Source organism: Pandoraea sp. PE-S2T-3, assembly GCF_002179965.1.
Classification (GTDB): Bacteria; Pseudomonadota; Gammaproteobacteria; order Burkholderiales; family Burkholderiaceae; genus Pandoraea.
Genome location: NZ_NGUQ01000035.1, coordinates 412,557 through 437,911 on the forward strand (window position 1 = coordinate 412,557; position 25,355 = coordinate 437,911).

Consider the following 25,355-nt stretch of genomic DNA (forward strand, 5'->3'; position numbering starts at 1 on the left):
ATTCTCGACGCCGGGATTCGCATGACGAAGCCTTCTTCACGCACGCCTACGCCCTGCCCGCCAGCCTCGGGCGACACCTCGCTCCCTGACACCACCGACGCTATCGCCCAGGCCTGGGCACAAGTCGGCGCGGCATTGAGTCCGCACCCCGATTGCCCCTTACCGACGTGGGCTGGGGGCGGCGACACGTTGCATCAGCACCTGATCGTGATCGGCAGCGGGCACGAAGGCGACATCGTGGGTCAACTGCGTCATCTGGAGACCGTCGCGGCACGATTCGGCAAAGTGGGATTCGTTGGCCCCGCCAACGTGCGGCGACTCGTGGAATGGTCGCTGGGAGATCGCGTGGTTGTACTCTCGCGCATGCCGCGCGACGTCTCCGACTGGGATCTTCGCTGTGCGCTTGGCGCGCTGGCCAAAACCCTTGGCCCGCACGCGGCCGCCGCGCATGCCGGCATGCCCCATCTGCGTGTCGCCGCCACATCCGCACGTCATTGGCGCGATCGGTTGGCCGCGTCAGCACAACACGGGCTTTGCGTAGGGATTGCGTGGCCGGGCATCACCGCTGGTGGTCAACGTCCGGGCACAGGCGCCCCGCCAGAGACCATGGCGTCTCGTGGCCACTCGCTCGCCAACGCCCCCATCGCAGACCGGTCAGCGGAACTCGCCGGACTAGCGCGACTGACCGCGCTAACGCCACTGATTCCACTACTCGCGGTGCCCGGCGTTTCGTGGGTGCCGCTTGGCAGCCACGGCCACACGGCCACCGATGCGACGCCCCCTTCACGTGTCGACTGGATCGACTGGCGGACCGACTGCGACGACCTCGCCGACGAGGCTGCCCTCATCGACAATCTGGATCTCGTGATTTCTCTGGATATTGCCCGCACCCACCTCGCCGGGGGGCTGGGCGTGCCGGTCTGGCACGTGGATACGTCGACGCAGCCCGCTGTCGCTGGTTACGCACAGATGCGACTGTTCGGTGCTGCATTGTCAGGGAACGTGGGGAACGCGCGGAGCGGCGGAAACGACTGGCGCGGTGCGGTCGAGGCGGCGGCGCAAGCATTGCACTCACTCTCCGCCGAATTTCAGGGCTGGACCCGCTGATCAGGCAAACCACCAGCGGTTTGCCGTCACGTGGTGCGGGGCAAACCGCTCGGAAAACAAGCCACCCGCTGCTTAGGCCGCCCAGCGATCGCCGACCTGCGCCGTCTTTACCCACGCCATGAAGGCGGTGGCTTCCGGCGTGTCTGCGGGCGCTGACCAGCGTGCATAGTCGGCTTCGACAAACGGACGATACGGGCCATGCTTCGCTTCGAAGATGACAGCGCCCGGGTCGAGCGAGAGCACCGTGTGATGCACATTGATCGGTGACTCGATGACCAGCGTGTCTTCACCGAGCACTTTGCGATCCGTCACCACGCCGGCCTCGTCGAACGTCAACACGACGAAACGGCCACGCAACGCCGTCAGCAATTCCCAAGTATGGCGGTGCAGGTGCGGGCGAATATAGGTCGCCGGCTCCATCGCAATCGCCAGACGTTGAATGGGGTCGTCGAGCGCGTCGTGCAGATTCTGGTTCATGCGCAGACGCGGCGACTGCTCGGCCTGCTGGGTGAGCGCGTCGAGCGCTTCAGTGGTCAACGTTTTCATATTGGAATCGTGGGGAATATCGCGCCCGAGGAATGAGCCGAGGCGCTGAAAGTCAGAGTGCTGAAAGTCAGAGCGCTGAAAGACAAGGCGCGGAAGTCCAGAGTGTAGCAAACCGCCAGACGAGGCCTGCCCATGAAAAAACCCGCCTCGCGGCGGGTTTTCTCGACTTCGCAAACCAATGCGCCGTAACGGCGCAAGGCATGCTTAGTACATCTTCTTCTTCAGGGTCTGGCTGCGCAGACGCTTACGCAGACGGGCCACGGCAGCAGCCTTCTTGCGCTTGCGCTCAGCCGTCGGCTTTTCGTAAGCCGCACGTGCCTTGACTTCCTTGATCAGGCCCGTGCCATCGATGGCGCGGCGGAAACGACGCAGTGCGACTTCAACGGGTTCACCGTCTTTGATAACGATCTTGGTCATGCAATAACTCGTATAGTGAATCGGCTCAGAAAGCCGGAATATTAACTACCGCGCAAAGATACCTTTCACCGCCCTGCCGGAGATTCCTCCTGCCAGGCGCGACGAACGGACTTGCTACGGACTGCACTACACCACATCTGGCGGGACCGCGACTCACCTCCTCGGCGATCTCCCGATTGGCTTTTAATGTCCGCTCTCGCTACCTGCGCATTGGCGCTGGCCCCGAAGCGTACATCCCGCCTTCCAGACTGGCTGAATGGGTTGACTGATGGCGAAACTGCGCTCTTCGTTCGTCACTGAGCACAATTCCCCCGCGATGCCCAAGTTTTGGACAAGGTCGGGATTATACACACAAAGCGCGTGAATTGCACACGATTTGCGGACCCCATGATGCAAACGGGCTCCACTGACAGTAGCGGAGCCCGTTTGGGCCGGGAAACGCAGGTAAGACGCGGGAAATCAGCACGACACCGCACTATTTCCCTATCACCCACGCTCCCGTATCAGACCGGGGCCGTCACCGGCCCTCGACCTTGGGTGCTTAGAACTTGTGACGCAGGCCAGCGATCACGGCGATTTGCGACTGTGCACCGGTGCCCGTCGGGCCGCCCACGTTGTCGATCGCTGCCACGACTGCATCACCCGTTGCGCGTTGGTAGACGCCCGTCAGGTACGATTCCGTGCGCTTGCTGAACGCGTACACGCCGCCAGCGTTGACCTGGAACCAGCGCGGCTTCGTGCCCTTGCTGATACCCGACAGTGCCGTCGCACCGCTCACGCTGCCATCGCTGTAGACGAATGCCAGACCGCCCAGCAGGTTCGGCGTGATCTGGTACTTGCCGTTCAGTTCGAACGTGTTCACGCGAATCGACGACTGGTTGACGTAGTTGATCTTCGCGTAGCTGTACACGAAGCCGATCGTCGCGGCCTGGATCTGGTACGACACGCCTGCGGCGGCGATGTCGTGCTTGTCGACGGCGCTCGTGTAGAAGATGTCGGTGGCGCTCGAGTAGTCGTTGGTCACGGCGCCGTTGCCGTTAGCCGTGCCCGGGCCAGCCAGATGCATGTAGCCGGCGGCAGCCATCAACGGGCCGTTGGCGTACGAAGCACCCACGCTCCATGCGTTGTTATTCGAGAAGCCCGTGCCGTTACCGGTGTTCGGCTGATTGCTAAACCCGTACAGTGCGCCGAACGAGAACCCGTTGTAGTTCACGCTCGTGTACTTGATCGAGTTGTTCACGCGGAACGAGTTGTACAGGTTGTCGATATCACCGACGTGCGCACCGTATTGCGTGGCCCATTGCTTGGCCGACGTGAGCGGGCTCACGAAGTCAACCACGGAGTCGTACTGGCGACCGATCGTGACCGTACCGGCTTGCGTGCTTTGCAGACCGACATAGGCCTGACGACCGAACATGCGGCCGTTCTGCGACATCGTGCCGTTGGTCAGGGCGAAGCCGTTTTCCAACACGAACACGGCCTTCAGGCCGCTACCCAGATCTTCCGAGCCCTTCAGGCCCCAACGGTTACCTTGGCCGATACCGCTCACGGCCTGGATGTTGTGGGCGCCCTTGGCATTCAGGCCGGAGGCAACGTTATTCACATAGCCAATGCCAGCGTCGATCACGCCGTAGAGCGTCACATTGCTTTGAGCCATGGCCGGTGCGGCCACTGCGAAGCTGGCGAGGGCCAGTGCGGTACGTTGGATGCGCTTCATTCTTATCCTCTTTGGTAGTGATTTTTTGAATTCTTGTCCGCTGAGCGGATCTCTCCAGACGATGTCGGCTGCCACGTGCCCCGTGACACGGATTGCTGCAACCGCATATGCAATGGAGTACTCACCAAATGATCAGCGGTGCTTTCCTTATGAGGGAAAAGCACCGCCGGTCATTCGCAAGCGGGTGCATTCTGACATGAGAAATGGCCGTTTCGCACAGCAGTGGTGCGATTGCAACACTCGTAATTGGCAACATATGCAGCCACGTTCGCATTGCTTCGGTGAGCGTGATATTCGCTATTCGCGCGGCGCAATGAAGTGACGTGATGCGTTGAAAATCTCTGCGTGACTCGCCCGATGCAGACACCGCGCAAAAATGAAAACGGCGCGTCGCCGAAGAGGCGCGCGCCGTTTTTTTGCAGCAGATTCAGACAGCGTTGCGAGCGATGTGTCGTTCGCGTTGCTAGTTGCGGAACGCTTTCACAGTCAGTCAGCCACTCAGGCTGTGCCGCTCGCGGGAACCGTTTTCAAGGGCTTTGCAGCAGGTGTGCCGACCGGCGCCGGTTTGGCCGGCTTGACGACTTTGCGCAGCTTGGCGGATTGCGTCGCCGCCGGCTTGGCTGGCTTGGTGGCTTTCGCCGCTTTCACCGGCTTGGCGGGTTTATCCGTCTTGGGCGGCGTCGCTGCCTTGGCGGGTTTTACGGCTTTCGCGGGCTTGGCAGCCTTTGCAACCTTAGCGGGCTTAACCGCTTTTGCCGGCTTGGCGGTGTCGGCCGACACCTTCGCTTTCGCGGCAGCCGTACGCGCAGCCGCGGCCAGTTCCAGATCGATGGTGTGCTTGAGGCCGGCGATGACAGGCTCTGCCAGGTCATCGGCGAAATGATCGAACCAGCGTTTGGCTTGCAGCAGTTTCTTGCCGCCGAGCCGCTGCTTGTGGCCTTCGTCATTCGCCAGCACTTTGGCGGAGAGTCGCGCGCGGCCTTTGGAGAGCCGCTCGAGAACGGTGATGATGGTGAACCCGCGATGCGACGTCTTCTGCTCGGCAGACATACTGGCCTCCTGATGTGTTCGCCTGAGGGCGAGCCCGGATCGGATAAATGCCACGACTACATTCACGTGGATGAAGCGATCCTATCACGACGAAAACGGAATGCCCTCGCACGCGACATCAAGCCCTCGGCCAGCAACGACGGGGAACACCGGCGTCACCACTGCCGCACCCCGTCGTTGATCAGGAGAAACGCCGGCTCAGTCCATCCCCGTCTTGCCGGGCGCCCAATACGCTTTGGCCATGATTCTCGCGGCCGGCACGCCGAGTGCGCTCAGTTCCCGGCGCCAGCGCTGAATCGAGGACGCCTTGCCCGTCAGGACAAACGTCGCCCCCGCCATCGCAGGTGCCGACAACCGACTTGCCATATCTTCGAGATGTTCATCGCCCGCCGAACGACTGAACAATTCGACGCCGTCGAGCCCCACCCGCCCCAGCACTTCGTGCGTATCCACCAAATCGCCGACTTCAAGCAAACACCTGACGGCGCTTTCGGTAAGGCGCTGGCGAAACGCATACGTCAACGCAATCGACGTCTCGTCGCCGAGCATCACGCACGCGCCTGACACGCGCCCCACATCGAGCGACGCGCGCGGGCCAAAGACGGTGCACTCGTCGCCCGGCATCACGTTACGTACCCACGTACTGCCCGGCCCGCTACCGTGCGCATAGGACACGATGCGGGTTCTGCCCGCAACGCCATCCCATTCGATCGGTGTGTAAGTTCGCGCGACAAAGGCCGAGCCCATGGTCAGTTGAATCTTCTGACCGGGCACCCAATCAACACCTCGGAACGCCGGGCTCTCGATCGTCAGCAGACGAACGTCATCGGTGAGCGCTTCCGCGTGAACGATGCGCGCCCGCTTCATAAACATGCGGATCAGGGCGCGGCTGACGGGCCCCGGTTGAGGCATCACAGCGTCGGGAGCTCTCATGTTCATCGCGTCACCACCGTAAATTCGTTGCCCCGGCCCTCGTTGATGGGGATCGGTTGCGAGAGATACCCGTTCGCCGGGTTGCGGACGTACGCCAGATAGTCGTTGTCGTGATCGAAAGCGTTTTCAGCAAGAATTGGCGTGCCGGGTTTCAGGTGCGGCTCCAGCAGCTTGAGTATCGGCAGATAGAGGCTGAACGCCCCATCGAGCAACACCATGTCGATCTCTCCGCCCACATCGGCAAGCGTCTCGCGCGCGTCGCCGACACGGATGTCGACCAGATCGGCAAGCCCCGCCTCTTCAAGATGCGCACGCGCCCGTTCCGCCTTCTCCGGCTCAAGTTCCGTCCCGATCAGATGACCGCCGCCCATGTCACGAAGCGCCGCCGCCAGATGGATCGTGGAGATGCCCATCGACGTGCCGAATTCGACGATGCGCGTCGCTTTGCAGATACGTGCGCACTCATAGAGAAACCGGCCATACGCCGGCGTGACGTTGAGAAAATTCTTTGCGTAGCCCCGATACACGCCACGCAGATCGCGCCGCTCGGCAGCCATCATCTCGTCGACGGCGTCGGCGAGGGTTTGCTCGGCGTGCGCCGTCGAGCCGGCGTCGAACTGCGCCATCAGTTGTCCATCGGCCTGCGCCGCCTCAAGGAAAAGCCGCTGCAAGGTCTGCTCGACACGCCCGACACTCAATGAATCCATGATTCGCTTCCTATGCACCATGGCGGGCGGAGAATCCGCTCGCCGTGGATGCATGGTAGAAAAGGCGCGACTTGGCGACATTGGGAAATTCCGCCAATATGTTCTGAATTCTTGCCAATCGTCTGAAAACCGCGCCCGAGCGCTCATGCCATGCCCGTGCTGACCTCTTTGACCGATCCCTTCGAATGGGAAGATCCGGACCTCGTCCCTCGCCCGGTGGTGACCATTGGTGCTGCGGGTATCGATGTCGCGACCACCGGCGATGGAGAACATCGACACGAGAAGGACTTCCACACGCACAAGAAAGCGCAGTTCATGCTCCTGCTGCGCGGGGCGCTCACTTGCGAAATCGAGGGCAGTCTGTGGATGGTGCCGCCCCAGAGCGCGCTCTGGGTGCCCGGCAGTGTGCTGCACAAGGTGACGGCGGCGGGCACGGTCGAGGTGTACGTGGCCTTCATCGATCCAGCCGTCGCCTCGCACCTGCCGTCGACGTGCTGTGCGATCTCGACGACGCCGCTGCTACGGGAGTTGGTGATTCGTTCGGCCTCGTTTCCGATGCGCTATCCGGAAGGCGGTGCGGAGTCGCACTTGGCGGTGCTGCTGCTCGACGAGCTTGCCGCCGCGTCCATCGGCAATCTCCATCTGCCGATGCCGTCCGATTCACGGCTTCGCAAAATTGCCGAGGCCATCATGGAGACGCCCGCCGAGCGCGGAACGATACGGACATGGGCGCGACACGTGGGCGTGAGCGAGCGAACGCTTTCGCGTCTGCTGACCGAGCAAACCGGGATGAGTTTCGGTCGCTGGCGGCAGCAACTCAACCTGATGCTGGCGGTGAAATGGCTGAGTAGCGGCGCCTCCGTTCAGCAGGTGGCTGACGACTTGGGCTACGAAAGCGCCGGCAGTTTCGTGACGATGTTCCGCACCGCACTCGGCACGTCGCCGGGGCGGTACATGGCGGAAAGACTGCCGGACAGGCGCACTGCGAGCACGGCTGATCCGAAGGATGCCGGATACCCGGAGGCGGTATCCGGCGAATGACGCCCTTCAGATCACGGCATGACCGGCGGATGGTAAGTCAACGTTTGCGCCAGCAGCCACAACATGACGATCACCACCGGGAAGTGCACCAGCAGTTGCGTGAACGTATAACCCACCACGTCACGTGCGCGCAGACCGAGCACGCCGAGCAGCGGCAGCATCCAGAACGGATTGATCAGATTCGGCAGCGCTTCGGCGGCGTTGTAGACCGTCACCGCCCATCCCAGATGCACATGCAGATCGTTGGCCGCCTGCATGACGTAAGGCGCTTCGATGATCCACTTGCCCCCGCCCGACGGCACGAAGAAGCCCAGCACCGCCGAATACACGCCCATGACGCCGGGGAACGACGACTGCGACGAGATCGCCACGAAGAAGCTCGACAAGTGATGTGAGAGCGTCTGCCCATCGATGCCCGGCGCTTTGGTCAGCAGATACGCGATGCCGCCATACAGCGGGAACTGGATCAACACGCCGGCCACAGACGGGACCGACTTCGCAATCGCGTCGAGAAAGCGGCGCGGACGCCAGTTGAGCAGCATGCCCAGCATCAGGAACACGAAGTTGTACGTGTTCAGGTTCGAGATCGCCAGCAACGGGTCTTTTGTCGTGAACTCGTGCCCGATCCAGAGCACACCGAGCGCCACGATCAGCACCGTGACGATCGGACTGTACTCAAGCCAATCGCCCGGGCGTTGTGGCTTCGCATAGGTCTTCGTCGTATCGTCGAGCGACACGCCGAGGTCGGCGGCCAACGTCGCACGCGCGTCACGCGGCGCCGAAAAATAAGCCAGCACGACAGACACCACCGTCAGGACGCCCGCGATCGCCATCGACTGCGGCAGGAAGATCGTGTCCGAGAACGGGATCACGCCCGTGATCTCGACCAGCGCCTTCGGCAGACTGGCCGGATTGGCCTGCAACTGCGCTGCGGACGAACTCAGGCCCAGCGCCCACGTCGCGCCCATGCCCAGATAGGCCGCCGCGCCACCGGCCCGGTAATCCATGCGAATGTTCTCGCGTCGCGCAATGGCCCGCACCAGCAAGCCGCTGAACACCAGACTGATGGCCCAGTTGAACAGCGAGAGCACGATGCTGACGAACGCAACGTACGCCACCGCGCTGCGACCGCTGCGCGGCAATGCCGCCATCTTGCGGATGAGCACCGCCGCCGGCGGCGAGACCGCCACCACATAGCCTGAAATGGCCACGATGGCCATTTGCATCGTGAACGGAATCAGACTCCAGAAGCCGTCGCCGAACGCCACCCCCACCTTGACGGCCGGCACGCCGATCGCCAACGCCCCGCCTGCGCAGACGATGACCGCCAGCGCCGCAAACAGATAGGCGTCGGGAAACCAGCGTTCCGACCAACGTGTGACCGACGCCGCCAGACGCTCCAGAGGGCCGCCGTCTTGCGGCGCCTCCATCGTGCTCGATAGTGAAGTTCCCGGTTTCATTTCCTGCGTTCCCTTATGTGTGTGTTGATCGGCGATGCCCTACCGCGCACTGCCCGCCCCGTGTTTCCGTCTAGTCCCCTGCCCCTCGGTTGCGGCGCATCGCCGCCTGCCACTTTTGCTGTCGCGCTCGACGCTGTCAGCCTTATTGCGTTGCCTGCCAGACGAGCTTGGCGGCCGCCAGATCTTCCAGCGCCGTGCCGACCGCCTTGAACACCGTACGCTCGCTGGCGTCCTCGCGACGCAAGCATCCCGCGCGGCACAGATCGGCCAGCGTGCCGCGCACGTCCTGCGCCAAAAACACCGCGCGCGACATCGGGCCGAGCAGTTCGCCTGATTTCGCCAGCGCTTCCTCGGTGTCGACAAACAACGAAGCCCCCACGAAACAAGCGTCGCTCGCCTCGCGCATCTGCGGCGTGAAGCTGCCGATCAGATCCAGATGTACGCCGGGCGCAAGCCACTCGCCTTGCACCACCGGCTCGGTGGCGAGGGTCGCGCACGTGACAATGTCGGCACCGGCGACAGCCGCTTCGGCGCTCTTGCAGACGACCGCGTCGAGCCCCTGTTCCTGCAAGCGCTCGACCAGACGCCCGGCCGCCTGTGCATCGCGATCCCACACGCTGACACGCGTGATCGAACGCACGGCACGGTACGCCAGCGGCACCAGAGAACCGACGCGTCCTGCGCCGAGCAGCGCGAGGTGCGTCGCGTCTTCGCGCGCCAGATACGAGGCGGCCAGCGCCGAGGCGGCCGCCGTGCGGCGCGACGTGATCTCGTTGCCGTCCATCTGCGCGAGCGGCACACCGGTGCACGCGTCGTAGAGCAGATAGGTCGAATGCAGCCCCGGCACGCCGCGCTGTGCGTTGGCCGGTGCAATGTTCACCGTCTTGATGCCCATCAGGCCGCCCGGCTGCCACGCCGGCATGATCAGCACGGTCATGCCCGCCTGCATCCCCGGTTCGGGAATGACGTGCGTGTGACGCAATGGCACTTCGCAACCCTCGATGAACATGGTGCGCAATGCGTCCAGCAACGGGCCAAACGTCAATGCATCGCGGGTGGCTTGGGCGTCGATGATTTTCATGAACAAGATTCCTCTTCGAAATGGGATGGAAATTTCACGCGTCGATCACGATGGCTTCGCGCGGCACCGCCTGACAGGCCAGACACATGCCGGGCTCGTCGAGCGCCACGTCGCTCATGTGATCGACTTCGCCGGACAGCACGCGCACGGCACAACTCTCGCATTGCCCGACGCGGCAACCGCTCGGCAAGGTCAACCCCAACGATTCTGCAAACGACAGCAAGCTGCCGTGCGAGGGGGTCCAGACGGCTTCTCGCCCCGAGCGCGCGAACGTGACCGGCCATGCGGCATCGGCATCGACACGCGGCGCGCTCGGTGAGCGGAACGCCTCCTTGAACATGTCGAATGCAGGCACGCCACGGGCGGCAAGCCCGTCCATCACGGCCGCCATCATGGGCTCCGGGCCGCACAGGTAGAAGCGTGCGCGGCGTGCGATCAGGTCGTCGGTGACCACGGCAGCAGACAGCCGTTCGGTGGTGGCGTAATCGCGGCCAAGCACATCAGCGTCGCGCGGTGCGTCGTAGTAATTGACGATATGGATGCCGGGCAGACGCAGCGCGAGCGCCGCCAGTCTCGCCTGAAACGCGTGCGTGGCACCGTTTCGGTTCGCGTAATGCAGCCAAACCTCGGGGGGCGGCACGGTCGCTTGCTCGGCTCGCTCGGCTTGCTCTGCCAGAGACTCGAGATAACAGAGAAACGGCGTGATCCCGATCCCCCCGGCGAAGCACACGACCGGCTGCCGGGTTTGCAGCGGCAGAACAAAGCGTCCGGACGGCGCGCCCAGTTCGATGACATCGCCCACGCGCGCACCGGTGTTAAGCCAACTGGAGACCGTGCCCTCGAACGCCTCGCCTTCGCGCGTGCGCCCCTGCTGATGCCGCACGGCAATGCGATAGCCGCGACGCTCGCGCTCGTTGGCCGGTCCTGTGAGCGAATAGGCACGCGTCCGGGGCTGCGCGTGGCCCGGAATCGGCACGCGCACGGTCACATGCTGTCCCGCCAGATAGTCAGGCAGCCCAACCTCATCGAGTGGCTCGAATTCGATGGCGCGAACGCCGTCTGCCGCCGGGGTGAGTCCGGCAATGCGAAATCGCGCCATGCCTTGCCACGGCCGATGCGCCGGATCGCTTGCCGCATCGCGTGAAATGTCGCAGCGTAATGACCGCAACGGCGACGATCCGCTGATGGGATCGATGTCCTGCGCCGTCGCCAGCGCGTTGTAGTTGCTCGACTGCTCACCCGCCATGGTGAAGCCGCGACGGCCCACGCTGTCGCATGCCTGCCACCAGCCATACTCCGCGAGCACCACATCGGCTGCGAGTCCCTCGTCGAACGCGGCGCGAAAACGTGCGACGCCCACGGGTGTCGTCACCCTCACCCAGTCGCCCGCGGCAAGTTGTTTCTGCGCTGCCAACGACGGATGCAGATGCACCACCGGGTCGGGGGCGCGCATGCGCAGACTCGCGAGTCCGCGATGCTGGCTGTGGCAGTAGTAGCCGTTCTTGGTTGAGCCGAGGACTAGTGGGAAATGTGTCGTGTCGTCTTCGGTCGTGGCACGCGCAGCCACATGCACTGGCACGGGGGGATAGCCGTGACGCAGCAACCGCTCGGAATACAGCTCGACGCGCCGGGTCTCGGTGGCAAACCCGCGCACACTGCCGGCCTCGGTGCGGGCGTACTTGCGCTCGTACTGCGGCTGCGGACGTGAGATGCCCTCGGGATGCGCGCGCAGCGTCTGCACGTCGAGTCCGGTCGGGGCAAGCTGGTAATTCCAGCCCGCCTCGAGACTGCCGCCGAAGAAGGCGTCGCCCATCCCCAGCCGCACGGCGAGATCGAACACGATGTCGTTGTCGCTGCGCGATTCGCCGCGCGGCGACACCATGCGCTGACGCAGTTGAATCAAGGCGTCGGCGCGGTCGTCGATTTCGAAGCCCGCACGCAGTCCTTCGCGCTCCCACGGCGTATTCACCGGCAGCAGAATATCGGCGTAACGCGCGGAGGGCGTCTCGAACAGATCGCAATGGACGTGGAATTCGAGCGCTTCGAGCGCCTCGCGCGCCATCTCGTAGTCGGCCTGCGAGGCCAGCACATTGGTGCCGAAGCAGAACAGCGCTCGCACGCGGTAGGGATCGCCGTCGAGAATTGCGCGGTAGGTGTCGCGTGCCGTCACCCAGCCGCGCGCTGGCGGCCCCAGCGGACGTTCATCGATGCCCAGCGCCTTCGCCTGTTGCTCGGGACTCAGCAGATCGTGCTGGCTGACGGCGTTCACGGGCTGACGCGTCATCACGCGATTGCCACCCCGCCGGTCGAAGCTTCCCGTGAGCGCATAGACGACAGCGATGGCCCGCTCGATTTGCGTAGCGTTCGCATGCTGCGCCACGCCGGACCACGCGTGATACGCCACGCGTTGGGCGCCGGTGAACAGGTCGGCGGCGGCATCGAGTTGTTCAGGCGAGACGCCGCACAATTCGCTCACCGTCGCCGGATCGTAATCGGCCAGCCCTTCGCAAAGATGATCGAATGCAGGGCGGCAGCTGATGTGCGAGCCGTCATTGGCGCTCAGGATGAATTCGCCACGCAGCGCAGCGCGATTGGCGGCGTCGCGGCTTAGTGCGTGCGTTGTGTCGTAAGCCCGCGGTGCGCCAGCGGTCTCGTCCCAGATCACGAAGGCATCGGGCGATGCACCGGCTGCCGACGTCGTGTTCAGATCGCTCATTCGCAGGAAGCGGCCGTTGTCGTTTCGTACGAGCAAGGGGGCGTTGGTCCACCGGCGCACGAACGTCTCGTCGTAGCGTCCGGTGTCGATCAGTCTGCGTGCGAGACCGAGCGCCAGTGCGGCATCGGTACCGGGGCGCACCGGCAGCCACGCATCGGCGTCGGCGGCAAGCGGTGTCTTGCGCGGGTCGACGACGAGCAGCTTCGCGCCGCGGACACGCCCGCGCCCGATGGCATTGGCCTGACTCAGCCAGGTACTCGTCGGATTGTGGCCCCAGAGCATGATCACGTCCGCTTGTGCATAGTCGGCCGTCGGCATGCCGCAACCGAATGTGAAGGCGTGCGCGAAGTCTTTGTGCCAGTTGCAGATTTCTGTCGCGTAGACGGTGTTCGGGCTGCCGAAGACCCGGATGAAGCGCTCGATCCAGTCGATGCTGTCGGACAAGGGCGTTCCGCTCGGGGTCGTCACGCCGAAGGCCACGGCATGCGCCCCGCTTTCGCGGCGGATGTCGCCGAGCCGCGTTGCGATCTCGGTCAGGGCTTCGTCCCACGAGATGCGCTGCCAGCCGGGATCGTCTGCCTCTTTGGGCGCAGTCCGGCGCAACGGTGTCGTCAGCCGGTCGGGGTGATGCACGAGCTCAGGCGCAGCCTTCCCCTTGCGACACATGGCAGCGCCGTTCGGATGCGAGGGATCGGGTTCGACTGCAATCAGTGCATCGTTTTCCACCCGATTGAGCGTGCCGCAGCGAGATCTGCACAGCGTGCAGAACCCGGGCTTGACCTCCTGAACCATGTCCCGTCCGTCTCTATAGGAATCGATATTCCGATGCTATACAGCGGCCTTTTTTATTACTAATATAAAAAATATACTTTGCAATATTGATTTTTTAAATGAAGCCAACCCTTCGTCAGATCGAATATTTCGTGGCTGTTGCCGAGACTGGGCAGGTGATGCGGGCTGCCGAACGGTGCAGTGCGTCGCAGTCGTCGCTGACGATTGCTTTGCAGAATTTGGAAGTGATCGTGGGGGCGCAGTTGTTCGTCCGGCATGCGAAGGGGTTGCGGCCGACCGAGGCAGGAGAACGGTTTCTACGGCACGCGTATCGCATTCTGAACGCCACCGACGATGCCCTTCACGAAGCGCGCACCTTGCCCGACGATGCTGGCGGGCGCCTGCGGCTTGCGGTCACTGAGACGATTTCGGCGTATTTATTGCCATCGGTGGCGAGCATGTTGTCCAAGCGGTTTCCGAATGTCGAACTCACATTGATCGAAGGCGACCGCGAAGCGGTGGAAGCGGCAGTGCTCGCAGGCGACATCGATCTGGCACTGCTGCTGGTGTCCAATGTGGTGGCCGATGGGCTGGTCTTGCAGACCATGTTGCGCTCCACGCGCCGGCTTTGGACGAGCCCCGGGCACCCGTTGCTCGACAAGGCGAGCGTCACGCTCGATGACGTGCGCGGTCAGCGGTTTTTACTGCTGGATATGGACGAACACGTGCAGACGGTCGAGCGCTATTGGCATGCGGCGCATGTCGAACCGGTGGTGCATTTCCGCACGCGGTCTATCGAGTCGATTCGCAGTCTGGTGGCACAGGGCTATGGCGTGTCGATCCTGTCGGATCTGGTTTATCGCCCGTGGTCCATCGATGGCGGACGAATCTTGCGGCGGGATCTGAGCACGAGCGTGCCGTCGATGGATGTGGGACTGGTGTGGGCGAAACGCCGTCCGCCCGAGGGCTTAACCGAACGTATCGTCAGCGCGCTGCGCTCACTCATCCGCGAAATCAATGATCGCGGGCATATGGGGGTGGAGTGATGGACGCGGATGGCAACTCACTCGGCCGAAGCGTCGTTGCCGCTGATACGCTTTATGTGCTTTTGTGCGTGCCGGGGATGGCAAGGATGCGATTTGAGGGATAACTGGTGAGCGGCCGCTTTCCCCAGATATTCTTGAACGGAATCGCCGCGTGGTTTCGCGCACTGTGCGGGATGTAAACGATCACGCCTCGTCGATCATCATCGCCTTGTATTTCTTCTCCAGTCGGTCAAGCATGTCGGTTGCCGGCTGACCACGCCCGGCGTCTGAGTCGTCAATTGCCCGGTCGACCGCCGCGTCCAACGCCGCAAGCAGCGACGCCTGATTTTGAATGAGCCTCACGCCGTCGCGCAGAACCTCACACGTCGAGCTTTGACGGCCCTTCTCGACAAGTTCGGTGAGATCGGGCTCGAGCAGGCGACCTAATTTAACGCTGATCATCAATTTTTCCAGGGCGTCGAAATTGCTTGGGGTTGTAGTAGGTCGTGGCTCGATCAAAGCGTCGAAGTTTCTTACTTCCGGTGGCCCGAGAAGAACGAAACCATCTGTCCTGGCCCATCGTCTTTCTGTTCCTCCACGCCAATATCGTGGCGAGAACAGTGAGTGCGCTGACTGATACAACCGCCACTGCGATCCAAATCATCTAGAGCTCCAAAGCGCTGAGACGGGGGCTGTCTTTGCCTTTTATTACGCGTCCGTTCGACCAGGAACTGAGTTTAGAGCGCGATTCCCCGTTTCGGCGCGAGGTCGGCAGCGAAGAACAACCTTCGGGGATGATCAGTAGAGGTGAATCGACCGCCGCGTGGGCGCTCAGCGCCTTTGTCGCATGGCGCGAGCCAAGCACAGCACATCGAAAAACTCGGAAGATAGCCAGTTAGCGACAGCAAAACAGGGCACACAACGAGTCAGATTGCGTTGTCAGGCGTTAGGCGTCGAACGAATGATGACTTTGACCTACCGGGAGAACATGCAGGACAGGCCATCCGAAGCGCTATTTCGGCGCTCTGTGCCGTCGCTTGGGGAAGGTAATGCGCTTACATGCAAAGAGGCATGTAAGCGTTCAAGGCCGGCGCCTTGGCAGAATGGTGGTGGATGCAGGATGGCGATATCCGGGGGACCGGTGCCGATGACGATTTGTCGTAGTGCTCGCACAAAAACAAAAGGGGTTAGCCGAAGCTAACCCCTTCACCTTCAATCCTGCTGGTCGGAGCGATAGGATTCGAACCTACGACCCTCTGATCCCAAATCAGATGCGCTACCAGGCTGCGCTACGCTCCGACGAAGAGGGCGAATTGTAGAGGGTTCTCGGCGCTGCGTCAAATAGACGCGCCAATTCTGCAAGAATTCTTGCCGATGGCTGGCACAATGGCCATGCACTCGCTTGCGATTACGCAGTTGCCGCACCCCGCAAAAGTCTCGCCGACGGTCACGCCGCCGCCACGAAAACCCATCATAGTGGGAGGTTCAACATGCTCGAACCCGTGTCGATGAACCTGATTCTCTGGCGTCACGCCGACGCCGAAAACCTGCCCGCCACCCTCGCCCTCAGCGCGCAAGCCGATCTGGCCCGCGAACTCACCGACCGCGGCCGCAAACAAGCCGAAAAAGCCGCCCTGTGGCTGCGCGCCCGCCTCCCCGAAGACACCATCATCCTGTCCAGCCCCGCCGTACGCGCCGTTCAGACCGCGCACGCCCTCACCCCCAGCCCCCGCATCGTGCGTGATCTCGCCCCCGGTGCAAACGCCATGACCCTGCTCGGCGCCATCGACTGGCCCGGCACTGCCCAGAACGTCGTCATCGTCGGCCACCAACCCGCCCTCGGCCAACTCGCCAGCCTGCTCATCAGCGGCCAGGAAGCCTACTGGACCATCAAGAAAGCCGGCATCTGGTGGCTCGCCTCGCGTCGCCGCGAAGACGAAAGTCAGGTCGTCGTGCGCGCTGTCATCAATCCCGATTTACTTTGATTCCCAATTCACGCGAAAGCCCCGGAAAGCCAATGAAATGGCGCCTTTCGGGCATTTTCCTTAGGGCCTGCCGCGTGAATTTCCGAGTTTTGTCATAGAATTGTCGCCTCCCGTTCACGGAATCGACATTGATGCTTTTTAAAGTACGTCGCAACGCGACCGTCACAAAAAGGGCCTTTATGCGCGACCTGCCGAACCCCACCATGCCGCTCTCTTCGCTGACCCCCACGTCGCGGAGGCGTCTTCCTCGTCCTGAAACGCCTGTCAAACCGAATCTGGCTGTGGCGTGGGCACGCGACGAAAGCGAGCTTCGTGAAGCCCAACGCCTGAGATATCAGGTCTTCGCCGAAGAAATGGGCGCATCGGTCAAAGGCCCGGCAGGCCTGGACGTCGACGAATACGACCAATACTGCGATCACCTGCTCGTTCGCGATCAGGATTCGCTCAAGGTTGTCGGCACCTACCGCGTATTGCCCCCCGACCAGGCCAAGCGCCTCGGCCGTCTATACTCCGAGAGCGAATTCGACCTCTCTCGCCTCGACCATCTGCGCCCCAAGATGCTCGAGACCGGCCGCTCGTGCGTGCACCCCGACTACCGCAACGGCGCCGTCATCATGGCCCTCTGGAGCGGCCTGGCGGAGTACATGGTGCGTAATGGCCTGGAAACCATGCTCGGCTGCGCCAGCGTGCCCATGGCCGACGGTGGTCACTACGCCGCCAGCCTCTATCGCAAGTTGCAAGACAGCGAAAGCGCCATGGCGCCCGCCGAGTACCACGCCGTGCCGCGTATCGCCCTGCCGATCAACGAACTCCAATCGGGCCTCGACGTCGAGCCGCCCGCACTCGTCAAGGGCTACCTGCGCCTCGGCGCCCGCATCTGCGGTGCCCCGGCCTGGGACCCCGATTTCAATACCGCCGACTTCCTGACGATGTTCCGCCTGTCCGACATGAACCCGCGCTACGCGCGACACTTCCTCGGACCGGAACTGCTCAGCAAACTCCAAAACGCCTGATACAGGCCACGTCCTCCCCCCAACCGATTCAGTTCGCGTCAAAAGGACAAAAAAAGCCCGGCAAATTGCCGGGCTTTTTCATGTCTGCAACACCAAGTCGATTTGTCGGATCAGCGGCGCCGTGAGGAAACCGGCAAGCGCGCGAAAATGCAGCGTTCAGGCGTAAACCACCTTGTAGCGCTGACCAATCTTTTCCCACTCCTGCGCCTCACGCTGCAAGCTGTAATCGGTCAGCGGGTTCGCGTCGATCCACGTGCGCGGCACGGTCACCTCAAAGCCGTCGTCAAGACGATTCACCTCGATGCTCTCGGGCAGCGCGTCGATGCGGCGGCGACAAAACAATACGGCCAATCGCAGGCAGAACAGCAATTGCCAGTCGACCTGCTGCGCCTGCGACGCCAGCTTGCCCAGCTTGCCGACGTGCCCCAGCAACAACTCCGCCAGACGCGCCTGATCGGGACGCGAGAAGCCGGGCATGTCCGCATTGCTGCCGATGTAGGCCGAATGCTTGTGATAAGCGCTGTGCGAGATCGACAGCCCCATTTCGTGCAGCGACGATGCCCAGCCGAGCAGCGCTTCATCCTCTTCGCGACCGTCGTCGGCATCCGCTTCGTCGCCAGCCACCGGTAATTGCCGATACAACGCGATTGCCAGACGCCCGACGCGCTCGGTCTGCGCACGATCCACGCCGTAGCGGCGCACAAACTGCTCGACCGTCACCGCGCGCATGTCCTGATGCTGCGTACGGCCCAGCAAGTCGTACATCACGCCCAGACGCAGCGCAGCGTCGGTCGTCTCCATATGATCGACTTCAAGCTCGTTGAACACCGACAGCATGATCGACAGGCCGCCCGGCAACACCGGAATGCGATCCTGCTTCAAGCCGGCCAGCTTCAGACGATTAGCGTTCTCAGCCTTGATGAGCGCCCGTTTGAGCCGCTCCAGACCACCGCGCGTGAGGCCATGCACCCCGCCGTCGTTGAAGCCGTTGGCCTCCAGCAATTCGGCCAGCGCACGGGCCGTGCCCGATGAGCCGATCGCCTGTGACCACCCGGCCTCGCGAAACGCCGACGAAATGATCTGGATTTCACGACGCGCCGCCAGCTCGGCCTGCTTCATCGCATAGTCGTCGACGTTGCCGCTGGGAAAGAACAAACGGCTATGACTCACACAGCCGATGTACAGACTCTCCATGATCAACGGTTCGTAATCCTGACCGATAATGAATTCCGTCGAACCGCCACCGATATCCACGACGAGCCGATTTCCCGGACAAGTCGGCACCGAATGCGCTGCGCCGGCATAAATCAGCCGCGCCTCTTCGCGTCCGGCAATCACTTCGATGGGAAACCCGAGCGCGCGCTGCGCTTCACCGAGGAAATCCTGCGCGTTCTTCGCCACGCGCAACGTGTTGGTCGCGACCGCGCGCACCTGATCGGGATGAAAACCCCGCAGCCGCTCGCCAAAGCGCTTGAGCACGTCCCAGCCGCGTTGCTGCGACGGGTGATCGAGATACTTTTCCGCGTTCAGGCCAGCGGCAAGCCTCACCGGTTCGCGCAGCGCATCCACCTGGTAGATCTGCGTGCCTGCGGAGGTTTCCTCCACCCGGCCGATGATCAGGCGAAAACTGTTCGAGCCGAGATCGACGGCCGCTAATAAAGGCGAAGGGGTACTCATGTGGGGGTGCGCCTGGGCGATGAGTGTCGAAATACGCTTTGTTGCACACGAAAAGCGTGACGCGCACTCGACAGATAAATGACGAATACGTTACAAAGTGAATATGACACGTCGTTGACAAATGTGAATGTCATATAACTGTAACAATACGGATGAAGAATTCACGCCAATCCCATGTCTTTCGCACGTTCAATATGAATTATCCGCTGCTCAATCGCGAGCTTGGCATCCTTGCGTTCAATGAACGCGTGCTCGCCCAGGCAGCCGACCCGGCCACGCCACTGCTCGAACGCCTGCGTTTTGTCTGTATCGTCAGTAGCAATCTGGATGAATTCTTCGAAATCCGCGTCGCCGGACTCAAGGAGCAGATGCGCGAAAATCCGGGCATGCTCACGCCCGACGGCATGACTTTTCAGCAAGTTTACACGCAAGTGTGTTCCCGGGCACAGGCGCTCGTGGAAAAGCAATACGCCATGTTCGGCAGCCTGATGCCCGCACTCGAGGCCGAAGGCATCGCGTTTCACCCCTCCGGCCAGTGGAACGACGCCCAAGTCGAATGGGCGCGCGACTACTTCATGCGCGAACTGGTGCCGGTACTCACGCCCATCGGGCTCGACCCAGCTCACCCGTTCCCGCGCGTTCTCAACAAAAGCCTGAACTTCGCCGTCGAACTCGAAGGTAAGGATGCATTCGGACGCGACGCGGAACTCGCGATCGTGCAAGCCCCGCGCGCCCTGCCGCGTCTGGTGCCGATGCCCGCATCCCTTGCCCCGCTGCCCAACAGCTTCGTGCTGCTCAGCTCGCTCATGCTTCGATTTTCGAGCGAACTGTTCCCGGGACTCACGGCCAAGGGCTGTCACCAGTTCCGCGTCACCCGCAACAGCGACCTGTTCGTCGACGAAGACGAAATCACGAACCTGCGCACCGCCCTGCAAGGCGAGCTGCCCGCCCGCCACCTCGGCGACGCCGTCCGTCTCGAAGTCGATTCCGGTGCGCCCGCGCGGCTCGTGCGCCGCCTGCAAACGGAATGCGGCCTGACCGACTCCGATTGCTACCGCGTGAAAGGCCCCGTCAATCTCGTGCGCCTGATGCCGCTGCCCGAGATGGTCGACCGCCCCGATCTGAAATTTGCACCGTTTGTGCCGGCGTTGCCCAAGCGCATGATCGCCTCGCCGGCCATGTTCGATCTCATCGATCAGGGCGATGTGCTGCTGCACCACCCCTACGACAGCTTCCAGCCGGTGCTGGAGCTGCTGTTGCAGGCCGCCCGCGACCCTGACGTCGTCGCCATCAAGCAGACCATCTACCGCACCGGTAACGAGTCCTCGCTGATGGATGCGCTCATGGAAGCCGCGCGCAACGGCAAGGAAGTGACCGTGGTCGTCGAGTTGCTCGCGCGCTTCGACGAGGAAACGAACATCAACTGGGCGGCGCGGCTCGAAGCGGTCGGTGCACACGTCGTGTATGGCGTGGTCGGCCACAAGTGCCACGCGAAGATGCTGCTGGTCGTGCGCCGCACGCACGAGGGCAAGAAGACGTACCTCAAGCGCTACGTGCACCTCGGCACAGGCAATTACCACCCGCGCACGGCACGCCTGTACACCGACTTCGGCCTGATGACGGCCGACGAAAAGCTCTGCGCCGATGTGCATGTCGTCTTCCAGCAGCTCACCGGTATCGGCCGGCAGACGCAGTTGCACGGCCTCTGGCAGTCGCCGTTCACCATGCACACGCATCTGCTCGAAGCGATCCGGCGCGAAACGGAAGCGGCAGTGGCGGGCAAGAAGGCCCGCATCATCGCGAAGATGAACGCGTTGCTCGATCCGACGATCATTGCCGAGCTTTACAAGGCATCACGCGCCGGCGTGAAGATCGACCTCATCGTGCGCGGCGTCTGCTCGCTGCGCGCAGGCGTGCCGGGGCTCTCGGAGAACATCACCGTGCGCTCGATCGTGGGACGTTTTCTTGAACACCATCGCATTTACTACTTCTATGCGCATGGCGACGAGAAGGTCATGCTCTCAAGCGCCGACTGGATGGAACGCAACTTCTTCCGTCGCGTGGAAGTGGCCTTCCCCGTGCATGACAAACGCCTGAAGGCCCGCGTGATTCGCGAAGGGTTGATGGTGCATCTGCGCGACAACACGTCCGCATGGCTGATGCGCCCGGATGGCAGCTACCTGCGCCGTCGCGCGGGCAAGAAGCCGTTCAACAGCCAACTGGCGCTCATGCAGGAGCTGACCCAGTACGTGCAGACGGGTAACTAACCGCGCGAACGACAAACACGCGGGCACAAAAAGGCGTCTGACAGTTAAGTCAGACGCCTTTTTTTACGTTGGGATCGTGCCAGCCTGTGCGGCGAATCGATCAACCGTTAGCGGCCACGTTCGACGGCGCAGCGGCCGGCAGATCGGCCGGTGCACGGTGAACCACCCGTGACGGCGGGAAATGGATGCTGAACGTGCTGCCACGCCCTTCCTCGCTCGTCACCCGCAAGTCCGCCTGATGGCGCGTGAGCACGTGCTTGACGATGGCCAGCCCCAGCCCGGTCCCGCCCGTATCGCGCGAACGGCTGCGATCGATGCGATAGAACCGCTCGGTCAGACGCGGGATATGTTCCGCCGGAATCCCCAGCCCCGAGTCGATGACGGTAAAGCGCGCGCCACCATCGTCGGTCGCACTCCAGTCGATGCAGATCTTGCCGCCCTGCGGCGTATAGCGCACCGCGTTGCTGACCAGATTACTGAACGCGCTGTGCAATTCGCCTTCTGCGCCGCGCACGTCCAGCCCGTCGACGCCGGTGACCTCGATCGCATGCTGGCCTTGCGAGAGCCCTTCCGCATCGCTGCGCAGGGTGCGCATCTGCACGCCCATGTCGATCCGCTCATCCGAAGGCGGCTTGCCACTGCCTTCGAGCTTGGCCAGCGTGAGCAGGTCGTTCACGATGCTCTGCATGCGCGATGCCTGCTGACGCATGATCTCGACATAACGCTGAATTTCGTCTGCGGAGAGGGGCAGCTCACCCACTGTCTCCAGAAAGCCGGAGAGCACCGTCAGCGGCGTCTTCAACTCGTGCGAGACGTTAGCCACGAAGTCGCGGCGCATGGCGTCCGTGCGTTCCAGATCAGTCACATCGAGCGAGATGATCAGCTTGCGGTTGTCGCCATACGGAAACACCTGCATCGAGAGCACGTTGTTCCGCTTCACGCCCATGTGCTGCATGATCAGCGCCTCGTCATACCGCTCGGACGAGAGGTAATGCACGAAGGCGGGGGTGCGCAGCAAATGGGTGATCTGTTGGCGTAGATCGCGCTTGGCGTCGATGCCGAAGTGCGTCTCGGCAATCGCGTTGCACCACTCGATCTGGTTATGCTCGTCGAGCATGATCACGCCGTTGGGCGAGGCCTGAATGGCCTGAATGAAGCGTGCGTGCTGTTGCTCGACCTGCTTGACCTGGTTGTGCCAGCGCTTCGCGAGCTTGTGCAGCCGGTAGTAGATTTCGCCCCACAGGCCGAGCGCGCTCGGCACTTCCCCGTAGACCGGGGCATCGAGCAGACGCCAGAGGCGTTGCGCGTGGTAGACGTTGAAGAAAAGCTGCACCACCAGCAGGAAAATTGCGGTGACGTAGCCTGCGCGCGCGCCGAGCAGCCAGCCCACGGCCACGGAAATGGCCGCTTGCAGGATCAGGAACGCCAGCGCACGGGCCCAAATGATATTCATAGACGATGCACAGGGGTTTGCCGCCGCTACCCGGGGCTGACGAGACGATCACACGCCATCGTCAGTCGCAGGGGAGAACGACGGCTGACGGCGCCGACGGCGCACGTCAGGGTTCAGCCTCGGAGCGCCCAGAGCGCCTTAGACCGACTTCGTCAGGCGGTAGCCGCTGCCGCGTACGGTCTCGATCATAGCATCGTGCCCGGCAGGCTTGAGCGCAGCCCGCAGACGCTTGATGTGCACGTCCACGGTGCGCTCTTCCACGAACACGTGATCGCCCCACACCTGATCGAGCAACTGCGAGCGGCTGTGCACGCGCTCCGGATGCGTCATGAAGAAGTGCAGCAGACGGAATTCCGTCGGGCCCAGATCGAGCTTGATGTCGCCGCTCGTCTGATGGCTCGTCACACGGTGCGTGGCCGGGTCGAGCTTCAGGCCGTTCACGCTGACCACATCTTCGGTCAACTGCGGCGCACGGCGGCGCAACACCGCCTTGATACGCGCCATCAATTCCTTGGGCGAAAACGGCTTGGTGACATAGTCGTCCGCGCCGATCTCCAGACCCATCACCTTGTCCTGCTCTTCGCTGCGCGCGGTGAGCATGATGATGGGCACGTGCTTGGTGCGCTCGTTCGCCCGCAGTTCGCGCGCGAAGGTCACGCCCGACTTGCCGGGCAGCATCCAGTCGAGCAGAACGAGATCCGGCAGGACGTCGCTAATCAGCGTGAGCGCCTGCTCGGCGTTGTACGCCCGGATCGGATAGTGACCCGCATGTTGCAGATTAACGGAGATCAGCTCGGAAATCGCCGGCTCGTCTTCTACGATCAGAATGCTGCTGGGCATCGGTTGCCTCTCAAACCTTCAGTAATGTCGAGCTTGTTATTCGCCTTGCACTTTGCGCTGCAAATCTTCGCGCGAAATGTGCCGGACGTCGGTGCCCTTGACGATGTAAATGATGAATTCGGCGATGTTCTTCGCGTGGTCGCCGATACGCTCGATGGCCTTGGCGATGAACAGGAAATCCAGGCCAGCCGAGATGGTGCGCGGGTCTTCCATCATGTACGTGACCAATTTTCGCACGAAGCCACGGAATTCATTGTCGATGGCCTTGTCGTCGCGCACGATTTCGGCCGCCGCCACGATGTCCAGACGCGCAAACGCGTCCAGCGTGCGACGCAGCAACTGCGCTGCCATTTCGCCCGAGAGCTTGATCTCGGCGAAATTCACGCTCTGTGCCGCACCGTCTTCAAGCAGGTGACGCGTGCGCTTGGCGATCTTCTCAGCCTCGTCGCCTGCGCGCTCGAGGTTGGTGATCGTCTTCGAAATCGAGAGCAGCAGGCGCAGATCGCGCGCGGTCGGCTGACGGCGCGCAATGATCTTGCTGCACTCTTCGTCGATCTCGACTTCCAGCGTGTTGAGACGGTGCTCGTTGGCGATCACTTCGTCGACCAATGCACGGTCGAACCCGATGAGGCCCTGCATGGCGGTGACGATCTGCGATTCGACCAGGCCGCCCATCTCGAGGACGCGCGAGCAAACCTGATTCAGGTCGGAATCGAACTGGCTGGAAAGGTGTTTATCGTTCATGTCGCAGGTTTCCTCGTGGGGATCAACCAAAACGGCCGGTGATGTAGTCTTCGGTTTCTTTACGGTCCGGCTTGATGAAGATCTTCTCGGTTTCGCCGAATTCGATCAGTTCGCCCAGATACATGTAAGCCGTGTAGTCCGAACAACGTGCCGCCTGCTGCATGTTGTGCGTGACGATCACCACGGTGTAGTCATCCTTGAGTTCGGCAATCAGCTCTTCGATGCGGCCCGTGGAAATCGGGTCGAGCGCCGAGCACGGCTCGTCGAGCAGCAGCACTTCCGGGCGAATCGCGATACCGCGCGCAATGCACAGACGCTGTTGCTGACCGCCCGACAGGCCGTAGCCCGACTGTTGCAGCTTGTCTTTGACTTCGCTCCACAGCGCCGCCTTGGTCAGCGCCCACTCCACGCGATCGTCCATTTCCGAGCGCGAGAGCTTCTCGAACAGGCGCACGCCGAACGAGATGTTGTCGTAAATCGACATCGGGAACGGCGTCGGCTTCTGGAACACCATGCCGACCTTGGCGCGCAGCAGCGCGATGTCCTGCTTCGACGTCAGCAGGTTTTCGCCGTCCATGTTGATTTCGCCCTCGGCGCGTTGCTCCGGATACAGGGCGTACATCTTGTTGAACGTGCGCAGCAGCGTGGACTTGCCGCAACCCGACGGGCCGATGAAGGCCGTGACCTTGCGGTCGGGAATGCGCAGGTTGATGTTCTTGAGCGCGTGGTATTTCTCGTAGAAGAAGTTCAGGTTCTTGACTTCGATCTTCGAGGGCAGCTTGATTTCTTGTGTCGGATTCGTCAT

Annotated in this window: 21 protein-coding genes and 1 tRNA gene; 6 read left to right on the forward strand and 16 right to left on the reverse strand. The window is 62.4% G+C overall.

Features of this window, described 5'->3' with window-relative positions; translation table 11 throughout:
* The first annotated feature begins 21 nt into the window (after nt 1–21).
* Nucleotides 22–1,107, forward strand: a complete 1,086-nt coding sequence (locus tag CDV46_RS22280; RefSeq protein ID WP_140413457.1) for a glycosyltransferase family 9 protein — start codon at nt 22–24, stop codon at nt 1,105–1,107.
* A gap of 72 nt (nt 1,108–1,179) precedes the next feature.
* On the opposite strand, the gene CDV46_RS22285 is transcribed toward CDV46_RS22280, so the two are convergent.
* The 6 genes from CDV46_RS22285 to CDV46_RS22310 all read right to left on the reverse strand — a co-directional run bounded on the left by CDV46_RS22285 (nt 1,180) and on the right by CDV46_RS22310 (nt 6,477).
* A complete protein-coding gene (locus CDV46_RS22285) occupies nt 1,180–1,653 on the reverse strand; it encodes a WbuC family cupin fold metalloprotein (RefSeq protein WP_087686834.1) in 474 nt (157 codons plus the stop codon).
* A gap of 204 nt (nt 1,654–1,857) precedes the next feature.
* Entirely contained in the window at nt 1,858–2,070 is a 213-nt protein-coding gene (gene rpsU, locus CDV46_RS22290; RefSeq protein WP_010806331.1) for a 30S ribosomal protein S21, read from the reverse strand.
* A gap of 541 nt (nt 2,071–2,611) precedes the next feature.
* Complete coding sequence (locus tag CDV46_RS22295) at nt 2,612–3,787, reverse strand: porin (RefSeq protein ID WP_064675052.1); 1,176 nt, start codon at nt 3,785–3,787, stop codon at nt 2,612–2,614.
* Between the two features lie 498 nt (nt 3,788–4,285).
* Nucleotides 4,286–4,837, reverse strand: coding sequence for a hypothetical protein (locus CDV46_RS27230; RefSeq protein WP_087725038.1), 552 nt, complete (start codon nt 4,835–4,837; stop codon nt 4,286–4,288).
* A gap of 198 nt (nt 4,838–5,035) precedes the next feature.
* Nucleotides 5,036–5,770, reverse strand: coding sequence for a siderophore-interacting protein (locus CDV46_RS22305; RefSeq protein ID WP_176399154.1), 735 nt, complete (start codon nt 5,768–5,770; stop codon nt 5,036–5,038).
* A 2-nt stretch (nt 5,771–5,772) separates the two neighbouring features.
* Complete coding sequence (locus CDV46_RS22310) at nt 5,773–6,477, reverse strand: O-methyltransferase (RefSeq protein ID WP_087725043.1); 705 nt, start codon at nt 6,475–6,477, stop codon at nt 5,773–5,775.
* A 150-nt stretch (nt 6,478–6,627) separates the two neighbouring features.
* On the opposite strand from CDV46_RS22310, the gene CDV46_RS22315 reads away from it, so the two are divergent.
* Nucleotides 6,628–7,518, forward strand: coding sequence for an AraC family transcriptional regulator (locus CDV46_RS22315; protein WP_087686830.1), 891 nt, complete (start codon nt 6,628–6,630; stop codon nt 7,516–7,518).
* 11 nt (nt 7,519–7,529) lie between these two features.
* Here CDV46_RS22315 and CDV46_RS22320 read toward each other — a convergent pair whose 3' ends face one another.
* From CDV46_RS22320 to CDV46_RS22330, 3 genes are all read right to left on the reverse strand, one after another.
* Nucleotides 7,530–8,978 (reverse strand): short-chain fatty acid transporter, encoded by a 1,449-nt coding sequence (locus CDV46_RS22320; protein WP_087725045.1) that lies wholly within the window; start codon nt 8,976–8,978, stop codon nt 7,530–7,532.
* Nucleotides 8,979–9,120: 142 nt separating this feature from the next.
* On the reverse strand, nt 9,121–10,059 hold the full coding sequence (locus CDV46_RS22325; RefSeq protein ID WP_087725048.1) for an ornithine cyclodeaminase family protein: 939 nt from the start codon (nt 10,057–10,059) through the stop codon (nt 9,121–9,123).
* 34 nt (nt 10,060–10,093) lie between these two features.
* Nucleotides 10,094–13,567: a molybdopterin-dependent oxidoreductase gene (locus tag CDV46_RS22330; protein ID WP_087725050.1), complete on the reverse strand. Its 3,474-nt coding sequence runs from the start codon at nt 13,565–13,567 to the stop codon at nt 10,094–10,096.
* Between the two features lie 98 nt (nt 13,568–13,665).
* On the opposite strand from CDV46_RS22330, the gene CDV46_RS22335 reads away from it, so the two are divergent.
* Nucleotides 13,666–14,592 carry a LysR family transcriptional regulator gene (locus tag CDV46_RS22335; RefSeq protein WP_087686826.1) on the forward strand — a complete coding sequence of 309 codons (927 nt, stop codon included), beginning with the start codon at nt 13,666–13,668 and terminating at the stop codon, nt 14,590–14,592.
* 183 nt (nt 14,593–14,775) lie between these two features.
* On the opposite strand, the gene CDV46_RS22340 is transcribed toward CDV46_RS22335, so the two are convergent.
* Together CDV46_RS22340 and CDV46_RS22345 are read right to left on the reverse strand one after the other, a co-directional pair.
* The gene (locus tag CDV46_RS22340) at nt 14,776–15,033 is read right to left on the reverse strand and encodes a ribbon-helix-helix domain-containing protein (protein ID WP_087725052.1); all 258 of its coding nucleotides are present in this window, start codon (nt 15,031–15,033) and stop codon (nt 14,776–14,778) included.
* A gap of 760 nt (nt 15,034–15,793) precedes the next feature.
* A tRNA-Pro gene (locus CDV46_RS22345) sits at nt 15,794–15,870 on the reverse strand.
* Nucleotides 15,871–16,079: 209 nt separating this feature from the next.
* Between CDV46_RS22345 and CDV46_RS22350 the strand changes: the two genes are divergently transcribed.
* Both CDV46_RS22350 and CDV46_RS22355 read left to right on the forward strand, forming a co-directional pair.
* Nucleotides 16,080–16,556, forward strand: coding sequence for a SixA phosphatase family protein (locus tag CDV46_RS22350; protein ID WP_058380175.1), 477 nt, complete (start codon nt 16,080–16,082; stop codon nt 16,554–16,556).
* A gap of 179 nt (nt 16,557–16,735) precedes the next feature.
* Nucleotides 16,736–17,569, forward strand: a complete 834-nt coding sequence (locus CDV46_RS22355) for a GNAT family N-acetyltransferase (RefSeq protein WP_058377920.1) — start codon at nt 16,736–16,738, stop codon at nt 17,567–17,569.
* A 156-nt stretch (nt 17,570–17,725) separates the two neighbouring features.
* Here CDV46_RS22355 and ppx read toward each other — a convergent pair whose 3' ends face one another.
* Nucleotides 17,726–19,246 carry an exopolyphosphatase gene (gene ppx, locus CDV46_RS22360; RefSeq protein ID WP_087725053.1) on the reverse strand — a complete coding sequence of 507 codons (1,521 nt, stop codon included), beginning with the start codon at nt 19,244–19,246 and terminating at the stop codon, nt 17,726–17,728.
* Between the two features lie 152 nt (nt 19,247–19,398).
* Between ppx and ppk1 the strand changes: the two genes are divergently transcribed.
* Nucleotides 19,399–21,513, forward strand: a complete 2,115-nt coding sequence (gene ppk1, locus CDV46_RS22365; protein WP_087686766.1) for a polyphosphate kinase 1 — start codon at nt 19,399–19,401, stop codon at nt 21,511–21,513.
* 100 nt (nt 21,514–21,613) lie between these two features.
* Here the strand turns inward: ppk1 and phoR are convergent, their stop codons facing one another.
* The 4 genes from phoR to pstB form a co-directional block, all read right to left on the reverse strand.
* A complete protein-coding gene (gene phoR / locus CDV46_RS22370; RefSeq protein ID WP_087686765.1) occupies nt 21,614–22,966 on the reverse strand; it encodes a phosphate regulon sensor histidine kinase PhoR in 1,353 nt (450 codons plus the stop codon).
* Nucleotides 22,967–23,104: 138 nt separating this feature from the next.
* On the reverse strand, nt 23,105–23,806 hold the full coding sequence (phoB, locus tag CDV46_RS22375) for a phosphate regulon transcriptional regulator PhoB (RefSeq protein ID WP_058377916.1): 702 nt from the start codon (nt 23,804–23,806) through the stop codon (nt 23,105–23,107).
* Between the two features lie 36 nt (nt 23,807–23,842).
* Complete coding sequence (gene phoU / locus CDV46_RS22380; RefSeq protein WP_058377915.1) at nt 23,843–24,550, reverse strand: phosphate signaling complex protein PhoU; 708 nt, start codon at nt 24,548–24,550, stop codon at nt 23,843–23,845.
* A gap of 22 nt (nt 24,551–24,572) precedes the next feature.
* Nucleotides 24,573–25,355, reverse strand: a complete 783-nt coding sequence (gene pstB, locus CDV46_RS22385; protein ID WP_087686764.1) for a phosphate ABC transporter ATP-binding protein PstB — start codon at nt 25,353–25,355, stop codon at nt 24,573–24,575.